Genomic DNA, 19,812 nt, shown 5'->3' with positions numbered 1-19,812 from the left:
CTGCGCGATGGAAGTCGCGCGGCCCGCATGAAGCACGGTGACATGATCCATTTCAGGCGCTGCGGATCCGTTCGATGACGACGGCCCTCTATCGCAAGGAAGCCCTCGACAGCCTGGCCGGGCCGAACCGCCTCGACGAGATGGTGAAGGTCACCTCGCCCCTCGGCTGGGCCGCGCTCAGCGTCGCCCTCGTCATCATCGGCGGCTGCCTGGGCTGGGCCTGCTTCGGCAGCTACCGCACCACGGTGAGCGGACAGGGCCTGCTGGTCCCGGCCGGCGGGGCCTTCGTCGGCGTCTACGCCCCCAAGAGCGGCTGGATCGACAGCTACCGGCAGCGCGGCGACCGCGTGAAGAAGGGCGAGCTGATCGCTGCGCTCAGCGCGCCGGAGGACGTGGCGCGCCTGAGCGACGTGGACGCGCGGGTCACCCAGCTCAAGGCGCAGCGCATCGCCCTCGCGGCGCGGCTCGACGACCATCTCGCCAAGGAGGCCATCGCCGCCCAGCGCAAGCGCGAGGCCCTGCAGGAGACCATCGCCCTGGGCCAGGCGCGGGCGAGCGCCCTGAACGAGCTCCTGCAGCAGCGCGAGTTCCTGCAATCCAAGGGGCTGACGCAGTCCGAGCGGGTCATCGAGGCCCGCGAGCGCCTGTTCGCGGCCCAGGAATCGATCTCCCGGGCCCGCACGGATCTCCTGTCCCTGGATGCGACGCTCCTGTCGCTGCGCCACCAATCCGATCAGGAGCTCGCGGCCCTCGATCGGCAAGTGCGCGACGCCGAGGGCCAGCGCGATCAGCACGCCTTGAGCAAGCAGCTCGCCACCACGGTGGCGGCGCCGGCCGACGGCGTGATCACCACGAACGAGGTCAACGACCACGCGCTCGTCGCCGCCGGCCAGAAGCTGATGGTGATCGAGAAGGGCGGGCCGCGCCTGGAGGCGCTGCTCTACGTGCCCGCGGACAGCGGCAAGGAGATCCGCCGCGGCATGGAGGTGCGCCTGTCGCCCTCCGTGGCCAAGAAGGAGGAATACGGCAGCCTGCTCGGGACCGTGATCCAGGTCGATGACAGCCCGGAGAACGAGAGCGCCCTGACCTTCCGCCTCGGCAACAGCGACTTGGCGCGGCTGTTCACGCGCAAGGGACCGCCGCTGCAGCTCGTCATCAGCCTGGCCCCCGGCCCGGGCGGGCCGGAGAGCTACGCCTGGACGACCGCGCGCGGCGCGAGCATCGAACTGACCTCGACGACGCCGTTGACCGGCGAGGTCACGGTCCGGTCGGGCCGGCCGATCAGCCTGTTCGTGCCGGCCCTGCGCAGGTTCTTCGGGCTATGACCGCCGCCAGGCCGCTGCGCTTCCCACGGATCCCGCGCCGGCGCGTGCCGACCATCCTGCAGATGGAGGCGGTGGAATGCGGCGCCGCCTGCCTCGCCATGGTGCTCGCCCATCACGGCAAGTGGGTGCCGCTCGAGGAATTGCGGGTGGCCTGCGGCGTCTCCCGCGACGGCAGCAAGGCCAGGAACCTGGTCCAGGCCGCGCGCCGCTACGGCCTCGAGGCCGAAGGCTGGCGCACGGAGCCCGCCCTGCTCGCGGGCAAGCCGCTGCCGGCGATCCTGTTCTGGGAATTCAACCACTTCGTCGTGCTGGAGGGCATCGGCCGCGACGTCGTCTACCTCAACGACCCGGCGACGGGCCCGCGCACGGTGACCCACGAGGCCTTCAGCCGCGCCTTCACCGGCGTGATGCTGACCATGAGCCCGGGCGCCGCCTTCGCGCCCTCGGGCCGGCGCCCCGACATCTGGCAGGCGATCCGGACCGAGCTCGCCCCCTCCTGGGGGGCGGTGGCCTTCCTCGTGCTCGCCGGCGTCGCGGCCCTGATCCCCGGCGTGTTCGTGCCGGCCGCGACCAAGATCTTCGTCGACGACATCCTCGTCCGGCATCTGACCGACTGGATCCGTCCCCTGATCCTCGGCCTGGCCTTCGCGGCCCTTCTCAGCGGGCTCCTGAGCGGGCTGCAGGGCTATTTCCTGGCGCGGCTGCAGTGGAAGCTCAGCCTGTCCCTCGGCCTGCGGCTGACCTGGCATCTCCTGCGGCTCTCGCCCGGCTTCTTCGCCCAGCGCTACGCCGGCGATGTCGTCAGCCGCCTGCACATGACGGAGCGGGCCTGCGACCTCATCGGCAGCCAGGTCTCCGCCCTGCTGGTCACGGGCCTCGCGACCCTGTTCTACGGGGGGCTGATGCTGGCCTACGATCCCGTTCTGGCCGGGATCGGCTTCGCCCTGGCGCTCGCGAACATCGTCTTCACGCGCCTCGTCGCGCGGCGCCAGGAGAACGCCGCCAGGAGCGTGATGCGCGAGCAGGCCACGCTCGGCAGCCTCTCGATCAACGGCATCCAGTCCATCGAGACCCTGAAGGCCACCGCCTCCGAGGACGATTTCATGACCCGCTGGGCCAATGGACAGGCCCGGACCATGAACGCGATCCGGGAGATGCAGGTGCCGATGCAGCTCCTCGGCCTCGTCCCCCAGGCCCTCGGGGCGCTGACCATGGCGGCGATCCTCGGGATCGGCGGCCTGCGCGCCATGGACGGGCTGATCACCGTCGGGACCCTCGCGGCCTTCCAGACCGTGCTGTCGAGCTTCCTCGCCCAGGTCGGCGGCCTCGTCGGCATCGCCTCCGAGATGCGGGAGCTGCGGGTCGCGATGGAGCGGGTCGACGACGTGCTGCGCTATCCCCTCGATCGCCGCGTCGTCGCGGAGGAAGGGCCCGTCGCCGCGAACGAGGCCGTGCCCACGCGCCGGCTGACCGGCGCGATCGAGGTCCGGGACCTCGTCTACGGCTACAACCCCCTCGATCCCCCCCTGATCGAAGGCTTCTCCCTCTCGGTCGCTCCGGGGGCGCGCATCGCCCTGGTCGGTCCGTCGGGCAGCGGCAAGTCGACGATCGCCCGCCTCCTCGTCGGCCTGGCCGATCCCTGGTCCGGCAGCATCGCCTTCGATGGCCTCGCGGCCGACCGCGTGCCCCCCGGCATCCGCTGTGCCTCGATCGCCTATGTCGACCAGTCGATCGTGCTGATGGAAGGCAGCGTTCGCCAGAACCTGACCCTGTGGGACGAGCGCGTCGGCGAGCGGAGCCTGCTGGATGCGGCCCGCGACGCGGAGCTGCACGAGACCATCGCCGCCCGGCCCGGCGGCTACGATGCGCCCGTCAGCGAAGGGGGGGCCAACTGGTCCGGCGGTCAGGCCCAGCGCCTGGAGATCGCCCGCGCCCTGGCCCTGGAGCCCAGCATCCTCGTCCTCGACGAGGCGACCTCGGCGCTCGACGCCGTGACCGAGCAGGCCATCCTGGACAATCTGCGCCGGCGCGGCTGCACCGTCCTCCTCGTCACCCACCGTCTCAGCGCGATCCGCGACTGCGACGAGATCCTCGTCCTCGAGCGGGGCCGCGTCGTCGAGCGGGGACGGCACGAAGCCATGCGGAACGGGGCCGGAACCTACGCGGAGCTGATCCGTGCTGCATGAGCCCGCTCATCGGATCGCCGGGCAACCCGTCGCCGCGGACGGGCGGTCGGCGGTCGCTCTCGAAGGGGGCGGCCTGCGCCTCGAGGAGGGCTCGGCGGTCCTCTATCTCGACCGGCCCGGTCAGGCCGGCCGCCGGCGGCGGCTTCTCACCCTGGAGGCGGGCGACATCGCCCTTCCGCTGGAAGGGGACGAGAGCGGGCTGCGCCTGCTCGCCTTCCCGGCGGAGGGCGCCCGCCTCTCGTGCGTCCCGCCGGAGCCGTTCCTGGCGGCGCTGGAGGCGGCGGATCCCGCGGCGATCGCGGCCATGGAGCGGTGGCTCCGGCAGATCGCCCGGGTGCTGGAGACGCCGCCCGCCGGCCAGGCCGGGCTTCTCGAGGAAGGCACCGGCGCCGTCGAGCCCGATCGCGTCGCCCGCCCCGCCGAGGGCCTGCTCTGGATCGACGTGATCGAAGGTGCGGTCGCCACCGGGCTGCCGGGCGCCGATCCCTGCCGGCCCGGCGATCCGCCCGTTCCGGTCGCGGCCGCGACCGGCGGGATCACGTCGGAGCAGGGCGCGACCGTCCTCGGGCGCAGCAGCGCAGGGCTCGCCGCGGAGGGCGGGCTCGCACGGGCCTTCGCCGCGCATCAGGCGCGCCTATCCCGAGCCTTTGCCGCGTGCCTCGCGGAGGCCGATGCCGCCGAGGCCGCCTTCATCGCGGGCAAGGCCCGCCACGACCAGGCCGTGCTCGCGGCGACGATCGAACCCCTCCTGGCGGAGAGCGGCCGGGACGCGTCCGCGGGCTCCTCCCTTGCAGGGGCCTTCCGCGCCGTCGCGGTCGCGAGCGGCGTCGCGCTTCCCTCCGGTTCCCCGCCCGCCCCCGAGGCGGAGGCCCCCCCGGAGAGCCGGATCGACTCCCTCGCCGCCTGGGCCGGCACGCGCCCCCGCCGGGTCCGTCTCACCGATGGCTGGTGGCGCAAGGGCGGCCAGGCGATGCTCGGCTTCCGTGCGGCCGACGGGGCGCCGGTCGCGCTGATCGCCGGGACCGGATGGCAGGGCGGCTACCGGGTCTGGTGGAACGGCGCCCGCCGCCGGGTCGACGCCCGCGTCGCGGCCGGTCTCGCCGATCACGGCTACGTGCTGCAGCGCCGCCTGCCGGACGCGCCCATCGACGGGCGCGGCCTGCTGCGCTTCGCGAGCCCGCTGGCGCTGCCGCTCCTCCTCGCCGTGCTGGTCATCGGGCTGGCGAGCAGCGCCCTGAGCCTGGTGATGCCGATCGCGACGGAGATCCTGTTCGAGACCGTCATCCCCGCCTCCTCGCGTCCGGAACTGCTCCAGCTGACGGCCGGCATCGCCGCCCTCGGGCTCGGCGCCATCGTGTTCGAGCTGGTCCGCAGCTTCGTCCTCCTGCGCCTCGCCACGCTCCTGAACGTGGATCTGGAAGGGGCGGTGTGGGATCGCCTGCTGCGGCTGCCGGCCTCGTTCTTCCGAACCTACGCCTCCGGCGACCTCGCCCTGCGTGCCTCGGCGATCAACCAGATGCGGGACGCCATCAGCGGCACGGTGATCGGGACCCTGCTCTCGGCGGTCTTCTCCGTCTCGAGCCTCGCCCTGATCGTCTATTACGAGTGGCGTCTGGCCCTGGTGGCGATCGGGCTCGTGCTGATCGAGCTCACCGTCATGATCCTCGTCAATCTGCGCGTCCTCGCCTGGAAGCGGCAGGCCCTGGCGGCGGAGGGGCGCCTGCAAGCCCTCGCGCTGCAGCTGATCCAGGGCATCGCCAAGCTGAAGGTCGCCGGGGCGGAGGCGCGCGGCTTCGCCCGCTGGGCCAGCCTCTTCATCGAGCGGCGGGGGCTGGACTTCCGCCAGCACGGGGTCGCGGCGGGCTTCTCGGCATTCGGGACCGCCTTCGGCATCGCCGGCACCGCGCTCATGATCGGCATCATCGGGCTGGGCGGCGTGGAGATCGGCCTCGGCCGCTTCATCGCCTTCAACGCCGCCTACGGGCAGTTCATGGCCGCCACCCTGTCGCTGGGCGGTGCGCTCCCCGCGCTCCTGTCCCTGCGTCCCCTCTACGAGCGCGCCGCGCCGCTGCTCCAGGCGGTCCCGGAGGCTTCGGGCAGCCGCGGGGCGGCGCCGGATCTGCGCGGCGGCATCGAGATCCGCGACGTGGTGTTCCGCTATCAGGCGGAGGGGCCGCTGGTGCTGGACGGCGTCTCGCTCACCGTGCGGCCGGGGGAGTTCGTCGGCATCGTCGGGACCTCGGGCTCGGGCAAGTCGACGCTGCTGCGCCTGCTGCTCGGCTTCGAGAGCCCGGCGAGCGGCTCGATCTTCTTCGACGACCAGGACATGGCGGCCCTCGACAAGCGGAGCCTGCGCCGCCAGATGGGCGTGGTGCTCCAGGGCAGCCGCGCCAGCGGCGGCACGCTGAAGGACGCCATCCTGAGCGGTGCTCCCCTGCTGGAGGCGGATGCCTGGGAGGCCGCCCGCATGGCCGGCCTCGACGACGACATCCGGGCGATGCCGATGGGGATGCACACCTTCGTGGGCGAGGACGGCGCCCTGCTGTCCGGCGGGCAGCGCCAGCGCCTGCTGATCGCCCGGGCGATCGTGCGCCGGCCGCGCATCCTGCTCTTCGACGAGGCGACGAGCGCCCTCGACAACCGCACCCAGCAGATCGTTTCGGACGGCCTCGAACGACTCGACGTGACCCGCATCGTCATCGCCCATCGCCTCTCCACCATCCAGAATGCCGACCGGATCTATCTGCTCGATTCCGGCCGCATCGCCGAGCAGGGCCGCTATGCCGAGCTGATGGAGAAGAACGGCCTGTTCGCCGAGCTGGTGCGGCGCCAGATCACCTGACGACCGCTCCGGGTCGCCCGCCGACAGCCTCGCCGGTCTAGATCCGCAGGCCGAGGCGCTCGCGCCGGTCGTCCTCGGCGGCGGGAATGCCTTTCAGGACGCGGTGCGGGTAGGTGTGCACGATGCGCAGCCCCTTCGGGGCCGGATTGCATCCGATGCAGACGGCATGGGTCCAGCGCGCCCAGAGATCCGTGTTCTGGCGATCGACGGATTCCTGGCGCTTCCGGGCCTGGGCCAGGACGGCCCTGATCTCCGCGGCCCGCTCGTCGCTGACGGATCTCCGTTGCTCGGGCGTCACCGATGGAGCGTCTTGCGGGTCCTGGGCGAGCGACGGGCGAGCGAATGCAGCAAAGAACAGTACCGTGGTGATCAAAAGGCGCATCGGATGCTCCTGTTTATTCAGTGAGCATTCCCCTTCGGCGCATCCGTACGCGTATCTCGAGGAAGAAGTTTCGACCGCTGCGGGATATTTCTGATTACCCACTTGGTGGTTGGAAGTTCTTGTCGCCTGTATGCCGTCGGGCCGCGTGCGGTCCTGGCTCAGTCGCCGTCCTCGAGCTGCTTCCTGGCGATGAGCGACGCCGCGGTCCGGTTCTCGACCCCCAGCTTCGTGTAGATCCCTTCCAGATGCTTCGTCACGGTGCGCGGACTGAGGGTCAGGATCTCGCCGATGTCCCGGCTCGACTTGCCCCGCGACAGCCAGAACAGGACTTCGGCCTCGCGGCTCGTGATCGGCAGCGTCCTGCGCAGGCGCTCCGGCCCCGAGGAAGGGTTGTCCTGCGCCAGCCTGAGCAGGATCTCGTCGGCCGTGCGTCCGATGAAGCTCAGGGTGTGCCGGGCGCCCGCTGCATCCGCGAAGGGGAAGGGCGCGGCCGTGGCGCCCGCGAGGCAGCCGCGCAGCCAGGCCACGGCGCCGGGGGGCAGCCCGGGGGCGAGGTTGGGGGCGGTGCCGGGGGGCGCGTCCGCAGTCGCGAAGGCGGCGAGGACGCGTCCGGCCTGGGGCGTGGACCACAGCACGCGTCCCTCCGCCGAGACGGCGAGCAGCGTCCGGTTCAGCGTATCCAGGGCCGCCCGCGCGCTCTGGGCGAGCCGGGCCCGGGTGAGATGCACGCGGATGCGGGCCAGGAGCTCGTCGGGCGCGATCGGCTTGGTGATGTAGTCGATCCCGCCGGCATCCAGCCCCTTCACGATGTGCTCGGTCTCCGACAGGCCCGTCATGAAGATCACCGGCACGTCGGCGAGGTGCGGCTTGCGCTTGAGGCGCCGGCAGGTCTCGAACCCGTCCATCCCCGGCATCACCGCGTCGAGCAGGATCACGTCGGGCGTGAGCTCGTCGACCAGGGCGAGCGCGAGGTCGCCCGCGACCGCGACCAGGACGGTGGCGCCGGTGCGCTCGATCGCCTCCGTCAGCATGCCGAGGGCGTCGGGCGAATCGTCGACGACGAGGACGATGTCGCGATGGGCCTCAGACATGGTCCGCGTCGGCCCGCTGCAGGTCGTGCAGGATCTGGAGGTAGCGGCGCAGGTCGTAGCTCTCCGTGAGGCCGCGGAGCTGCGCGACGAGCTCGGGCGGCGCGGCGCCGTCATGGTCCAGCTCCGCGAGCTTCGCCGCGATGCCGCGGACATGCCCGATGCGGCCGAGGCGCAGCAGCTCGGCCACGTGCCGGGGGGCGAGGCTCGCCGCCGCTTCGCGGGCCGGCCTCCGTCGCTCCGAAGCGGTGGGGGCTGGGCTTGCAGGCGCCGGGGCGGGGGCTTCGAGGCCGAGAAGGCTCGTGACCTGCTCCAGGAGGTCGCGCAGGTCGAAGGGCTTGGCGATGATCGCGTCATGGGGCGCGTCCGCCCCGCGGATCGGGCTGATCTCGTGGACATTGGCCGAGACCATGCCGATGGGGCCGCCGAAGCCGGTCTCGCGCAGGTGCTTGGCCACGGCCCAGCCCGTCATGCCCGGCATGGCGATGTCGAGGAGCAGCAGGTCGACCGTCTGGCGCTGGACCAGGGCGATGCAGTCGGGGCCGGAGGCCGCCTCCAGCACGACCAGCCCGAACGGTTCGAGGATCTCGCGCATCAGGGTCCGGTGGGCGGGGTCGTCGTCGACCACGAGCACGACGCGGCGCGGTCCCGCGAAGGCCGCCGGCGAGGCCTCCGCCCCCGGAAGCGCCAGCCCGTTGCTCGCCGGGCGGGTCACCGAGGCCAGCATCAGGCGCAGGCGGAAGCAGGTGCCGCGCCCGACCACGCTGGTGACGTCGATCTCCCCGCCCATCACCTGCGCCAGGAGCTTGGCGATGGTCAGCCCGAGGCCGGTGCCCGGGGCGTTGCGGGCCGCCGGGGTCGAGCCGCGCTCGAACGGCTCGAAGATGCGCTGGAGATCGGCCTCGGGGATGCCCGGCCCGGTATCCTGGATCGTGAACAGCGCGACCTGGTTGCGGTAGCTGAGGCCGAGGGAGACCTCGCCGCGCTCGGTGAACTTGATCGCGTTGGACAAGAGGTTGAGCAGCACCTGGCGCAGGCGCTTCTCGTCGGTGGCGACGATGGCCGGCAGGGTGTCGGGCCGCGTGAAGCGGAAGGCGAGCCCCGCCTCCTGCGCCTGCAGCCGGACCATGTCGGCGAGCTGGTCGAGGAAATCGCCCAGGCGGATCTCGTTGCGGTGGATCTGCAGACGCCCGGCCTCCATGCGGGAGATGTCGAGCAGGCCGTCGATCAGCCCCGAGAGGTGCTGGGCGCTGCGCCGGATCACCCGGATGCCGTTCAGGCGCGGGGCCGGGATGGCCGGATCGCTCTCGAGGAGCTGGGCGTAGCCGAGCACCGCCGAGAGGGGCGTGCGCAGCTCGTGGCTGATGCCGACCACGTAGCGGCTCTTGGCGAGGTTGGCGGCCTCGGCGCTCTCCTTGGCGGCCTGCAGCTTCGCGTCGGTGATCTTGTGGGCCTCGATCTCGGCCTCGTAGAGCGCGGTCTGCCGCCGCGTCTCGGCCTGGGCGACCCGCCGGCTCTCCTGGGCGAGCACGAAGAGCCAACTGACGATGCCCAGGATCACCACCAGGATGAAGAACACGCTCAGCAGGGCCGCCCGGAGAACCTCGCCCTGCTCCGGATGGGCCAGCGTCGCGCCCGCCTGCACGATGCCGAGGATGAGGCCGGTCACCGAGACCAGCGTCAGCATCAGGGCGAGATAGCGCCCGAGCGGGGCGCCGATCCAGACCGCGGTGCGGGCGGGCAGGACGCGGCCGATCAGGTCCTGGGCCTGGGCCTCGAGCCGCCCGTGCGGCTTGCACTGGTCGCCGCAGCGGGCATCGAGGGAGCAGCAGAGGGAGCAGATCGGCGCCCCGTAGGCCGGGCAATGCGCCATGTCCTCATGCTCGAACGGCAGCTCGCAGACCCGGCAGACGATCTCGCCGGAGGACCAGCGCGTCTGGGGCGGACGGGCCAGGTAGTAGCGTCCCCCGGTCAGCCGGGCGATGGCGGGCGCGCCCATGAAGGCGCAGGCCAGGGCGAGGAGCGGGCCGAAGGGCTGGAGGGCCTGCCCGAGGACGCCCAGATGGGCGAGGCAGCCGATCGTCAGGGCCAGCACCATCGCCCCCGTGCCCACCGGGTTCACCGCGTAGAGATGGGCGCGCTTGAACTCGATGCCCGGCGGCGACAGGCCGAGGGGCTTGTTGATCGCGAGGTCGGCGGCGAGGGCGCCGACCCAGGAGGCGACGACGACGGCGTAGAGCGGCAGCGTGCTGGCGATGGTCTTGTCGATGCCGAGCTCCATCAGCAGCAGGGCGATCACCACGTTGAACACCAGCCAGATCACCCGCCCGGGATGGCTGTGGGTCAGCCGCGAGAAGAAGTTCGACCAGGCGATCGAGCCCGCATAGGCGTTGGTCAGGTTGATCTTCAACTGCGAGAGCACGATGAAGACGCCGACGAGCACGAGCACCGCCGGGCGCCAGTCCGTGACGGTGCCGAAGGCCACCGCGTACATCTGGGTCGGCTCGGCCACGTGCTCGGGTGGCACCCCCTGACGCAGGGCGAGATAGGCGAGGCTGGCGCCGAGCAGGATCTTGAGCACGCCCGGCACGATCCAGCCCGCGCCCCCCGCCAGGACCGCGAACCACCAGCGCCGGTCCGGCCGGCCGCCCTCGGGGGGCGGCACGAAGCGCAGGAAGTCGACCTGCTCGCCGACCTGCGCCAGCAGCGCCAGGAGCACGCCCGTCGCGAGGCCGAAGCGGGGGACGTCGAAGCCCGCCGTCGCCTCCGGGCCGAGGCCGGGGAAGGCCGCGAGGGCCTCGAAGGGCAGCGTCCCCTTCGCCAGGATGGCCGCGACCGGAAGCAGGTTGAGGATCAGCCACAGCGGCTGCGTCCAGATCTGGAAGCGGCTGATCAGGCGGATGCCGTAGACCACGAGCGGGATGACCGCGCCCGCGCTGACGAGATAGCCGAGGCCGAGGGGCAGCCCGAAGCAGAGCTGCAGGGCGAGCGCCATGATCGCCGCCTCGATGGCGAAGAACAGGAACGTGAAGCTCGCATAGATCAGCGAGGTGAGGGTCGAGCCGAGATAGCCGAACCCCGCCCCCCGGGTCAGCAGGTCCATGTCGACGCCGTAGCGCGCGGCGTAGACGGTGATCGGCGCGGCGGTGGCGAAGATGACGAGCGCGGTCGCCACCACCGCCGCCAGGGTGTTGGTGAAGCCGGCGGTGAGGACCAGGGTGCCGCCGATCGCCTCGAGCGCCAGGAAGGAGATCGAGCCCAGCGCCGTCAGCGCGACCTGCCCCGGCGTCCAGCGCCGCGCCTTCTTGGCGGTGAAGCGGAGGGCGTAGTCCTCGAGGGTCTCGTCGGCGACGAGCCGATTGTAATCGCGTCGAATCGGAATGATGCGCTGGCGACCAGAACTGGATTCGAGCCCCGTCGCTACAATGCCAGGTGAGGTGGCGCAGCAGGATGCGGAGGAATCGCAAGATCTGCGCGCGCGCGGCACTCCCGGAACAGCCCCCACATCGTTCCCCATCGCAGCACGGATGCTTCGCGCCGCCAGACAGCGGCCGACCCTGCCTGCACATCCCGGGCCGCGACATACGCAAAACAGCGTATATGCTGCGCTGCACCCGCGCCCCTAGCCTGACTGCGTCGCACCGGCCGCACCGTGCCGGAACCAGGGACGCGAAGGCACGATGGCAGACAAGACGGATCCGGGCCGGGATGGCGGCCTGCACTCGCCGCTGCGGCGCAAGCTGCTCATGGGCCTGGCGGGCGGCCTCGCCGCCGCCCCGGCCCTCGCCCTGATGGGGCGCAACGCCGCCGCGGCGGCACCGACCTCGGCCGTGAACACCACGGGCCTCGCCGTCACCGACAGCGAGGTGACGGTCGGCATCCTGCATTCGGTGACCGGCACGATGGCGATCTCGGAGACGGGGGCGCAGCAGGCCGAGAAGCTCGCCATCGAGCAGATCAACGCGGCCGGCGGCGTGCTCGGCCGCAAGATCAAGATCATCCAGGAGGACGGCGCCTCCGACTGGCCGACCTTCGCCGAGAAGGCCAAGAAGCTCCTCGTCAACGACAAGTGCGCGGCCGTGTTCGGCTGCTGGACCTCGGCCTCGCGCAAGGCGGTGCTGCCGGTCTTCGAGCAATACAACGGCATGCTGTACTACCCGACCTTCTACGAGGGCCTCGAGCAGTCGAAGAACGTCATCTATACCGGCCAGGAGGCGACGCAGCAGATCCTCGCCGGGCTCGACTGGGTGCACAAGGAGAAGGGTGGCGACACCTTCTACTTCATCGGCTCGGACTACATCTGGCCCCGCACCTCGAACAAGATCGCCCGCAAGCACGTCGAGAACGTGCTCAAGGGCAAGGTCGTCGGCGAGGAATACTTCCCCCTCGGCCACACGCAGTTCAACTCGGTCATCAACAAGATCAAGCTGACGAAGCCGAAGGTGATCTTCGCCGACGTGGTCGGCGGCTCGAACGTCGCCTTCTACAAGCAGCTCAAGGCGGCCGGCATCGACCTGTCGAAGCAGGTGCTGATGACCATCTCGGTCACCGAGGACGAGATCGACGGCATCGGCGGCGAGAACATCGCCGGGGCCTATGCCTGCATGAAGTACTTCCAGTCGATCGAGAACGACAACAACAAGGCCTTCGTCGCCGCCTTCAAGAAGATGTGGGGCGAGAAGACCGTCATCGGCGACGTCACCCAGGCGGCCTATCTGGGCCCGTTCCTGTGGAAGCTCACCGTCGAGAAGGCCGGCTCCTTCGACGTCGACAAGATCGCCGCCGCCTCGGCCGATGTCGAGTTCAAGGGCGCCCCGGAAGGCTATGTGCGGATCGACCCGAACCATCACCTCTGGTCGAAGACCCGGGTCGGCCGCGCCAAGACCGACGGTCAGTTCGAGATCGTCTACACCAGCCCCGAGCTGATCAAGCCCGACCCGTTCCCGAAGGGCTACCAGTAATCGCACGCGAGCCCCCCTCCCCTCTCCGGGGGAGGGGGCTCGGGAGATGCCGCGCGACGAAACGGAGGACGATCGCCCTCCGCCCCTGCTCACAGCGGAAGCTCGACAAGCATGTTCGGCGACTATTCCCTCGGCGATCTCGGCGCGATCTTCGCGATGCAGGGCTTCGCCGGCCTGATCCTGTTCTCGGTCTACGTGCTGATGGCGCTGGGTCTGGCGATCATCTTCGGCCAGATGGGCGTGATCAACATGGCGCACGGGGAGTTCATGATCCTCGGCGCGTACATGACCTATCTGTGCTCGTCCTTCTTCCAGGCGCATCTGCCGGCCCTGTTCCCGGCCTATTTCTTCGTCGCGATGGGCCTCGCCTTCCTGGCCTCCGGCGCCCTCGGGATGCTGGTGGAATGGGCGCTCATCCGCCACCTCTACAAGCGGCCGCTGGACACGCTGCTCGCCACCTGGGGCCTGTCGCTGATCCTCCAGCAGGCCTACCGCTCGCTGTTCGGTGCCCGCGAGGTCGGCGTCGAGCTCCCGTCCTGGCTGATCGGATCGGTGCAGGTCACCGACACGATCGAGGTGCCGATCAACGGCCTGTTCGTGATGGGCGTCACCGCGCTGATCACCCTCGGCGTCGCCCTGCTGATCTTCCGCTCGCGCTTCGGCCAGCAGATCCGGGCCGTGATGGCGAACCGCACGATGGCGGGGGCCGTCGGCATCGACACCGACCGGGTCGACCGCCTCACCTTCGGGCTCGGCTGCGGCATCGCCGGCGTCGCCGGCTCCGCCTTCACGATGATCGGCTCGACGGGGCCCACCTCGGGCCAGCTCTACATCGTCGACACCTTCCTGATCGTCGTGTTCGGCGGCGCCGCGAGCCTGGTCGGCACCATCGCCTCGGCCTTCTCGATCTCGCAGACGCAATCGACGCTCGAGTTCTTCCTCTCCGGCTCGATGGCCAAGGTGCTCACCCTGCTCGCCGTCGTGGTGATCCTGATGCTGCGGCCGCAGGGCCTCTTCACCCTGAAAGTCCGGCGCTGAGGAGGCCGCCCGCGATGACGAACCCCGTCCAGAACCTGTCGAAGGCGGTGACCGTCAACGACAACCCCTTCATGAAGCCGGTCGAGTGGCTGAGCCTCCTGGTGCTCGCCGGCGTGATCCTGGTGGTGCTGCCGCTCGCCCTCGACGGCTTCCGCCTCAACCTCGTCGGCAAGTATCTCACCTACGCCTTCGTCGCCCTCGGCCTGGTCATCTGCTGGGGCTATGCCGGCATCCTCTCGCTCGGCCAGGGCGTGTTCTTCGGGCTCGGCGGCTATTGCATGGCGATGTACCTGAAGCTGGAGGCTTCGAGCGTCGCGAACACGAAGATCCAGTCGACGCCCGGCATCCCGGACTTCATGGACTGGAACCAGATCACGGCGCTGCCCTGGTTCTGGCAGCCCTTCAAGAGCCTGCCGCTGACCCTGATCCTCGTGATCGCGATTCCGGTCCTGTTCGCCTTCGTGATCTCGTTCGCGATGTTCAAGCGCCGGGTCGGGGGCACCTACTTCGCCATCATCACCCAGGCGATCGCCGCCATCCTGACGATCCTGATCGTGGGCCAGCAGGGCTATACCGGCGGCATCAACGGCATCACCGACCTGCGCACCCTGCACGGCTGGGACATCCGAACGGATGCGGCGAAATTCGTGCTGTATTTCATCAACGGCGGCTTGCTGATCGCCTGCATCCTGGCCGCGCAATACGTGAAGAAGTCCAAGCTCGGGCGCATCCTCGTCGCCATGCGCGACCAGGAGGACCGGGTCCGCTTCTCCGGCTACTCGGTCGCCGGGTTCAAGGTCTTCGCCTTCTGCCTGGCGGCGGCCTTCGCGGCGGTCGGCGGCGCCATGTTCACCCTGCAGGTCGGCTTCATGTCGCCCTCCTTCGTCGGCATCGTGCCCTCCATCGAGATGGTGATCTACGCCGCCGTCGGCGGCCGCCTCTCGCTCTTCGGCGCGGTCTGGGGGACGCTCTTGGTCAATTGGGCCAAGACCAGCTTCTCCGAGAGCTTCCCCGACCTCTGGCTGTTCGGCCTCGGCGCCCTGTTCATCGCCGTGGTGCTGGCCTTCCCCAACGGCCTCGCCGGCCTGTGGCGGGAGCAGGTCGAGCCCCGCCTCCTGCGCCGGGTGAGGGCCCTGCGCGCCGTGCCCCCCGGCATCGCCCCCCACGGCACCCCGGCCGAGTGAGGACCCGATGAACGCCAGCCTGCTTCCCGCGGCCCTGACCGGCGAGCCCGTACTCGACCCCGCCGCCGCCCCCGACTTCCTGCTCGCCGTCGAGGCGCTCACCGTCTCCTTCGACGGGTTCAAGGCGGTCAACGACGTGTCCTTCTACGTCGATCCGGACGAGATCCGGGTGATCATCGGCCCGAACGGCGCCGGCAAGACCACGGTGCTCGACCTGATCTGCGGCCGCACCCGGGCGAGCTCCGGCTCGATCAAGTACCGGGGCCAGGAGCTGACCCGGCTCTCCGAGAGCGCGATCGTGCAGGCGGGGGTCGGGCGCAAGTTCCAGACGCCCTCGATCTACGACGACCTCACCGTGTTCGAGAACCTGGAGATCTCGTTCCCCCGGGGGCGGTCGGTCTTCGGCGCCCTGACCTTCCGCCGTGACGCCGAGGTGCGCGACCGGATCCACCAGATCGCCGAGACGATCTTCCTCAAGGATCACCTCGAGGCCCGCGCCGCGTTCCTGAGCCACGGCCAGAAGCAGTGGCTCGAGATCGGCATGCTGCTGATCCAGGACCCGGAGCTGCTGATGCTCGACGAGCCGGTGGCCGGGATGAGTGTGGCCGAGCGGGTGAAGACCGCCGAGCTGCTCAACCAGATCATCAAGGGCCGCTCCGTGCTCGTCATCGAGCACGACATGAAGTTCGTCGAGGACATCGCGCACCGGGTCACGGTGCTGCACCAGGGCAGGGTTCTGTCCGAGGGCTCGATGGACCGGGTCAAGAACGACCCCAAGGTCATCGAAGTCTATCTCGGTCACTAGGGAGGGCGATCATGCTCCAGACGATGGCCGCCGCCGCTCCGCCGATCGCCCCCCTCCCCGCCCCCGGGCCGGTCCTCGCCGTGGAGAGCCTGCACGCCGCCTATGGCCAGAGCGAGGTGCTGCACGGGCTCGACATCGCCGTGGCGCCCGGCGAGATCGTCGCCGTGATGGGCCGCAACGGCATGGGCAAGTCCACGCTGATGCGTACCCTCATGGGCATCGTGCCGGTGAAGTCCGGCGCGATCCGCCTCGACGGCGCGGAGATCGGCGGCCTGAAGAGCCATGCCCGGGTCGCGAAGGGCCTCGCCTACGTGCCGCAGGGCCGGATGATCTTCTCGACCATGACGGTCCAGGAGAACATCGAGACCGGGCTGACCGTGACGGGCGCCCGCAGGGTGCCGCAGGATCTCTACGCGATGTTCCCGGTGCTCCTGGAGATGCGGGGCCGGCGCGGGGGCAATCTCTCCGGCGGCCAGCAGCAGCAGCTCGCCATCGCCCGGGCGCTCGCCAGCAACCCGAAGGTGCTGCTCCTCGACGAGCCGACCGAGGGCATCCAGCCCTCGATCATCCGCGAGATGGGCCGGACGCTGCGGAGGATCCGCGACGAGCGCGGGCTCTCCATCGTCGTCTCGGAGCAGGTGCTGAGCTTCGCCCTCGACGTGGCCGACCGGGTGCTCGTCCTCGAGAACGGCCAGATCGTCCACGAGGCGCCCCGCGCCGGCATCGACGAGGCCGCGGTCGCCCGCTTCCTGTCGGTCTGAGATCCGGCAGGCGCCCCGCGGGGCGCCGACATCCCCGACTTCCACCCGGCGGCCGGTTCCACCGGACACGCGGACGGCGACGGCTACCCTGAACGCGAGAGGAGAAGGACATGCCCGAGACGCTGATCAAGGTCGATCTCACGCAATCGGCCTATGACAACGACATGGTGCACAATCGCTGGCACCCGGACATCCCGATGGTCGCCACCGTGAAGCCGGGCGCCGACTTCATCGTCGAGACCTACGACTGGACCGGCGGCTTCATCAAGAACGACGATTCCGCCGACGACGTGCGCGACATCGACCTGTCGATCGTCCACTTCCTCTCCGGCCCGATCGGCGTCGAGGGCGCCGAGCCCGGCGATCTCCTGGTGGTCGATCTCCTCGATATCGGCGCCAAGCCGGATTCCCAGTGGGGCTTCAACGGCTTCTTCTCGAAGAACAACGGCGGCGGCTTCCTGACCGAACACTTTCCCTCCGCCCAGAAGTCGATCTGGGACTTCGAGGGCCTGTTCACCAAGTCGCGCCACGTGCCCGGCGTGCGCTTCCCCGGCCTGATCCATCCCGGCCTGATCGGCTGCCTGCCCGATCCGAAGCTGCTCTCGACCTGGAACGAGCGCGAGATCGCCTTCGTCAACACCGATCCGGACCGGGTGCCGGCGCTCGGCACCGTGCCGTTCGGGCCGACCGCCCATATGGGCCGGCTCAAGGGCGAGGCGCGCGACAAGGCGGCGGGGGAAGGCGCCCGCACGGTGCCGCCGCGCGAGCATGGCGGCAATTGCGACATCAAGGATCTGTCGCGCGGCTCGAAGATCTATTTCCCGGTCTACGTGCCCGGTGCCGGCCTCTCCATGGGCGACCTGCATTTCAGCCAGGGCGACGGCGAGATCACCTTCTGCGGCGCCATCGAGATGGCGGGCTGGGTCCACCTCAAGGTGGACCTGATCAAGGGCGGCATGGCCAAGTACGGGATCAAGAACCCGATCTTCAAGCCGTCGCCGATCACGCCGAAATACGACGATTACCTGATCTTTGAAGGCATCTCCGTCGACGAGTGGGGCCAACAGCACTATCTCGACGTGCACGTGGCCTATCGCCAGGCCTGCCTCAACGCGATCGAATACCTGAAGAAGTTCGGCTATTCCGGCGCCCAGGCCTACTCGATCCTCGGCACCGCCCCGGTCCAGGGCCACATCTCGGGCGTGGTCGACATCCCGAACGCCTGCGCGACCCTCTGGATTCCGACCGGCATCTTCGATTTCGACATCAACCCGACCGCCGCGGGACCGCAAAAGTTCCTCGACGGCTCGATCCAGATGCCGCTCTCGCCGGATCTGTGAGATGCCGGTCTACGACTATGCCTGCGAGGCCTGCGGGCCCTTCACGGTCATGCGGCCGATGGCCGAGTTCCGCGAGCCGCACGATTGCCCGGATTGCGGGGCGCAGAGCCCCCGCGCCTTCCTCCGCGCGCCCCGGCTGTCGGGCATGGATCCCGGCCTGAAGGCCGCGCATGCCACCAACGAGCGCAGCCGCCACGCGCCCCGGCGCTCGGGCGGCCACGGGGCCGGCTGCGGCTGCTGCACGCCCCGGACGGCGGCGGCCGCCCCCGCCGCGGCCAAGAGCTTCCCGAAGGCCCGGCCCTGGATGATCAGCCACTGATCGGACCGGCCTCGGAGCCTGCGCCCCGAGGCCATCTCCGCACAACATGGACAGGAGAATGATGCGATGATGCACGGCGATATCTCGTCGAGCCAGGACAGCGTCGGCGTCGCCGTCGTGAACTACAAGATGCCGCGCCTGCACACCAAGGCGGAGGTTCTCGAGAACGCGAAGAAGATCGGCGAGATGATCGTCGGGATGAAGGCCGGCCTGCCGGGCCTCGATCTCGTGATCTTCCCCGAATACTCGACCCACGGGATCATGTACGACGCGGCCGAGATGTACGAGACCGCCTCGACCATTCCCGGTGCCGAGACCGAGATCTTCGCCGCGGCCTGCCGCAAGGCCAAGGTGTGGGGCGTGTTCTCCCTCACCGGCGAGCGCCACGAGGAGCATCCGCGCAAGGCGCCCTACAACACCCTGATCCTGATGAACGATCAGGGCGAGATCGTGCAGAAGTACCGCAAGATCATGCCCTGGACGCCGATCGAAGGCTGGTATCCGGGCGACCGCACCTATGTCTCGGAGGGGCCGAAGGGGCTCAAGGTCAGCCTGATCATCTGCGACGACGGCAATTATCCCGAGATCTGGCGCGACTGCGCCATGCGCGGCGCCGAACTCATCATCCGCTGCCAGGGCTACATGTATCCGGCCAAGGAACAGCAGGTCCTGATCTCGAAGGCGATGGCCTTCGCCAACAACGTCTATGTGGCGGTGGCCAATGCCGCCGGCTTCGACGGCGTCTACACCTATTTCGGCCACTCGGCGATCGTCGGCTTCGACGGCCGGACGCTGGGCGAATGCGGCGAGGAGGAGATGGGCATCCAGTATGCCGCCCTGTCGAAATTCCTGATCCGCGACTTCCGCGCCCATGGCCAGTCGGAGAACCACCTCTTCAAGCTGCTCCACCGCGGCTATACCGGCATGATCAACTCGAAGGAGAACCGGCACGGCCTGTCCGAATGCCCCTACGACTTCTACCGGCGCTGGATCGAGGATCCCGACGGTGTCCGTGATGCGGTGCGGGCGATCACGCGCTCGAGCGTCGGCACGGAGGAATGCCCGATCGAGGGCATCCCGTTCGTCGGCCGCGGCGAGGCGCCTGCCGGCCCGTAACGGGGCCGGATCCGGGCCGCCGCGGCGCTACTCGTAGAAGGCGAAGAGCTTCCGGGCCGGCTCGACGATCTCCCAGGTCCCGGTGAAGCCGGCCGGCGAGACGAAGGCGTCGCCCGCCCGGAAGGTCGTCCGCTCGCCGGCTTCGTCGGTCACGACGATCACGCCTTCGAGCAGGTGGCAGAACTCGCTCTCCGTGAAGACGACGCGCCAGGTGCCCCGTTCCGCCGACCAGGTGCCGGCGGAGAAACGGCCATCCGCGCTGGTGAAGACGAGGGTGGCGGTCTGGACGGGATCGCCGTCCAGGATGCGCTCCGGGGCCGGCCGGTAGGTCGAGGGTGTGGCGGAGGTCTTCGCGAAGGCGATGACTTTCTGCATGGAGGCAGCTCCCTGGCCTGTGGCCCGACGACGCGGAGACCGGGTCGCCGGAAGAAGGTCCGGTGTCGCGAGGACCTGGCGCCGCCGACC

General features: G+C 69.9%; 15 protein-coding genes. 11 read left to right on the top strand and 4 right to left on the bottom strand.

Going from position 1 to position 19,812, the window contains the following annotated elements:
• The first annotated feature begins 74 nt into the window (after positions 1-74).
• From MMB17_RS17550 to MMB17_RS17540, 3 genes are read left to right on the top strand one after another with little or no spacing between them, the layout of a single operon-like run.
• Positions 75-1,325, top strand: coding sequence for an NHLP bacteriocin system secretion protein (locus MMB17_RS17550; RefSeq protein WP_241099718.1), 1,251 nt, complete (start codon positions 75-77; stop codon positions 1,323-1,325).
• Positions 1,326-1,369: 44 nt separating this feature from the next.
• Positions 1,370-3,511, top strand: a complete 2,142-nt coding sequence (locus tag MMB17_RS17545; RefSeq protein WP_241099717.1) for an NHLP family bacteriocin export ABC transporter peptidase/permease/ATPase subunit — start codon at positions 1,370-1,372, stop codon at positions 3,509-3,511.
• Positions 3,501-6,353 (top strand): NHLP bacteriocin export ABC transporter permease/ATPase subunit, encoded by a 2,853-nt coding sequence (locus tag MMB17_RS17540; protein ID WP_241099716.1) that lies wholly within the window; start codon positions 3,501-3,503, stop codon positions 6,351-6,353. The genes MMB17_RS17545 and MMB17_RS17540 overlap by 11 nt, the downstream gene beginning before the upstream one ends.
• Before the next feature lie 37 nt (positions 6,354-6,390).
• On the opposite strand, the gene MMB17_RS17535 is transcribed toward MMB17_RS17540, so the two are convergent.
• The 3 genes from MMB17_RS17535 to MMB17_RS17525 all read right to left on the bottom strand — a co-directional run bounded on the left by MMB17_RS17535 (position 6,391) and on the right by MMB17_RS17525 (position 11,001).
• Positions 6,391-6,651: a hypothetical protein gene (locus MMB17_RS17535; RefSeq protein ID WP_241099715.1), complete on the bottom strand. Its 261-nt coding sequence runs from the start codon at positions 6,649-6,651 to the stop codon at positions 6,391-6,393.
• 242 nt (positions 6,652-6,893) lie between these two features.
• Positions 6,894-7,826, bottom strand: a complete 933-nt coding sequence (locus MMB17_RS17530; protein ID WP_238311066.1) for a response regulator transcription factor — start codon at positions 7,824-7,826, stop codon at positions 6,894-6,896.
• Positions 7,819-11,001, bottom strand: a complete 3,183-nt coding sequence (locus MMB17_RS17525; RefSeq protein ID WP_241102226.1) for a hybrid sensor histidine kinase/response regulator — start codon at positions 10,999-11,001, stop codon at positions 7,819-7,821. The genes MMB17_RS17530 and MMB17_RS17525 overlap by 8 nt, the downstream gene beginning before the upstream one ends.
• Before the next feature lie 502 nt (positions 11,002-11,503).
• Between MMB17_RS17525 and urtA the strand changes: the two genes are divergently transcribed.
• The 8 genes from urtA (at position 11,504) to MMB17_RS17485 (ending at position 19,347) form a co-directional block, all read left to right on the top strand.
• Positions 11,504-12,784 carry an urea ABC transporter substrate-binding protein gene (urtA, locus tag MMB17_RS17520; protein WP_238311065.1) on the top strand — a complete coding sequence of 427 codons (1,281 nt, stop codon included), beginning with the start codon at positions 11,504-11,506 and terminating at the stop codon, positions 12,782-12,784.
• Positions 12,785-12,895: 111 nt separating this feature from the next.
• Positions 12,896-13,822 carry an urea ABC transporter permease subunit UrtB gene (urtB, locus tag MMB17_RS17515; protein ID WP_241099714.1) on the top strand — a complete coding sequence of 309 codons (927 nt, stop codon included), beginning with the start codon at positions 12,896-12,898 and terminating at the stop codon, positions 13,820-13,822.
• 14 nt (positions 13,823-13,836) lie between these two features.
• On the top strand, positions 13,837-15,006 hold the full coding sequence (urtC, locus tag MMB17_RS17510; RefSeq protein ID WP_241099713.1) for an urea ABC transporter permease subunit UrtC: 1,170 nt from the start codon (positions 13,837-13,839) through the stop codon (positions 15,004-15,006).
• A gap of 7 nt (positions 15,007-15,013) precedes the next feature.
• Entirely contained in the window at positions 15,014-15,811 is a 798-nt protein-coding gene (gene urtD, locus MMB17_RS17505; protein WP_241099712.1) for an urea ABC transporter ATP-binding protein UrtD, read from the top strand.
• A gap of 11 nt (positions 15,812-15,822) precedes the next feature.
• Positions 15,823-16,572, top strand: coding sequence for an urea ABC transporter ATP-binding subunit UrtE (urtE, locus tag MMB17_RS17500; RefSeq protein ID WP_241099711.1), 750 nt, complete (start codon positions 15,823-15,825; stop codon positions 16,570-16,572).
• Positions 16,573-16,682: 110 nt separating this feature from the next.
• Entirely contained in the window at positions 16,683-17,912 is a 1,230-nt protein-coding gene (fmdA, locus tag MMB17_RS17495; RefSeq protein ID WP_238311061.1) for a formamidase, read from the top strand.
• Position 17,913: 1 nt separating this feature from the next.
• The gene (locus tag MMB17_RS17490) at positions 17,914-18,231 is read left to right on the top strand and encodes an FmdB family zinc ribbon protein (protein WP_241099710.1); all 318 of its coding nucleotides are present in this window, start codon (positions 17,914-17,916) and stop codon (positions 18,229-18,231) included.
• 66 nt (positions 18,232-18,297) lie between these two features.
• The gene (locus MMB17_RS17485) at positions 18,298-19,347 is read left to right on the top strand and encodes an aliphatic amidase (RefSeq protein WP_238311059.1); all 1,050 of its coding nucleotides are present in this window, start codon (positions 18,298-18,300) and stop codon (positions 19,345-19,347) included.
• A 27-nt stretch (positions 19,348-19,374) separates the two neighbouring features.
• On the opposite strand, the gene MMB17_RS17480 is transcribed toward MMB17_RS17485, so the two are convergent.
• Positions 19,375-19,722 carry a cupin domain-containing protein gene (locus tag MMB17_RS17480; RefSeq protein ID WP_238311058.1) on the bottom strand — a complete coding sequence of 116 codons (348 nt, stop codon included), beginning with the start codon at positions 19,720-19,722 and terminating at the stop codon, positions 19,375-19,377.
• Positions 19,723-19,812: the final 90 nt, after the last annotated feature.

Origin of the sequence: Methylobacterium organophilum (assembly GCF_022533465.1) — a bacterium.
GTDB classification, from domain to species: domain Bacteria; phylum Pseudomonadota; class Alphaproteobacteria; order Rhizobiales; family Beijerinckiaceae; genus Methylobacterium; species Methylobacterium organophilum.
This window is presented reverse-complemented; position numbering and strand designations above follow the sequence as displayed.

What these genes read in the sequence shown, in the direction of transcription:
- urtC (WP_241099713.1), top strand. Translation starts at nt 13,837, where the DNA reads ATGACGAACCCCGTCCAGAACCTGTCGAAGGCGGTGACCGTCAACGAC.
- MMB17_RS17550 (WP_241099718.1), top strand. Translation starts at nt 75, where the DNA reads ATGACGACGGCCCTCTATCGCAAGGAAGCCCTCGACAGCCTGGCCGGG.
- fmdA (WP_238311061.1), top strand. Translation starts at nt 16,683, where the DNA reads ATGCCCGAGACGCTGATCAAGGTCGATCTCACGCAATCGGCCTATGAC.
- urtD (WP_241099712.1), top strand. Translation starts at nt 15,014, where the DNA reads ATGAACGCCAGCCTGCTTCCCGCGGCCCTGACCGGCGAGCCCGTACTC.
- MMB17_RS17530 (WP_238311066.1), bottom strand. Translation starts at nt 7,826, where the DNA reads ATGTCTGAGGCCCATCGCGACATCGTCCTCGTCGTCGACGATTCGCCC.
- MMB17_RS17490 (WP_241099710.1), top strand. Translation starts at nt 17,914, where the DNA reads ATGCCGGTCTACGACTATGCCTGCGAGGCCTGCGGGCCCTTCACGGTC.
- urtA (WP_238311065.1), top strand. Translation starts at nt 11,504, where the DNA reads ATGGCAGACAAGACGGATCCGGGCCGGGATGGCGGCCTGCACTCGCCG.
- urtB (WP_241099714.1), top strand. Translation starts at nt 12,896, where the DNA reads ATGTTCGGCGACTATTCCCTCGGCGATCTCGGCGCGATCTTCGCGATG.
- MMB17_RS17485 (WP_238311059.1), top strand. Translation starts at nt 18,298, where the DNA reads ATGATGCACGGCGATATCTCGTCGAGCCAGGACAGCGTCGGCGTCGCC.
- MMB17_RS17480 (WP_238311058.1), bottom strand. Translation starts at nt 19,722, where the DNA reads ATGCAGAAAGTCATCGCCTTCGCGAAGACCTCCGCCACACCCTCGACC.
- urtE (WP_241099711.1), top strand. Translation starts at nt 15,823, where the DNA reads ATGCTCCAGACGATGGCCGCCGCCGCTCCGCCGATCGCCCCCCTCCCC.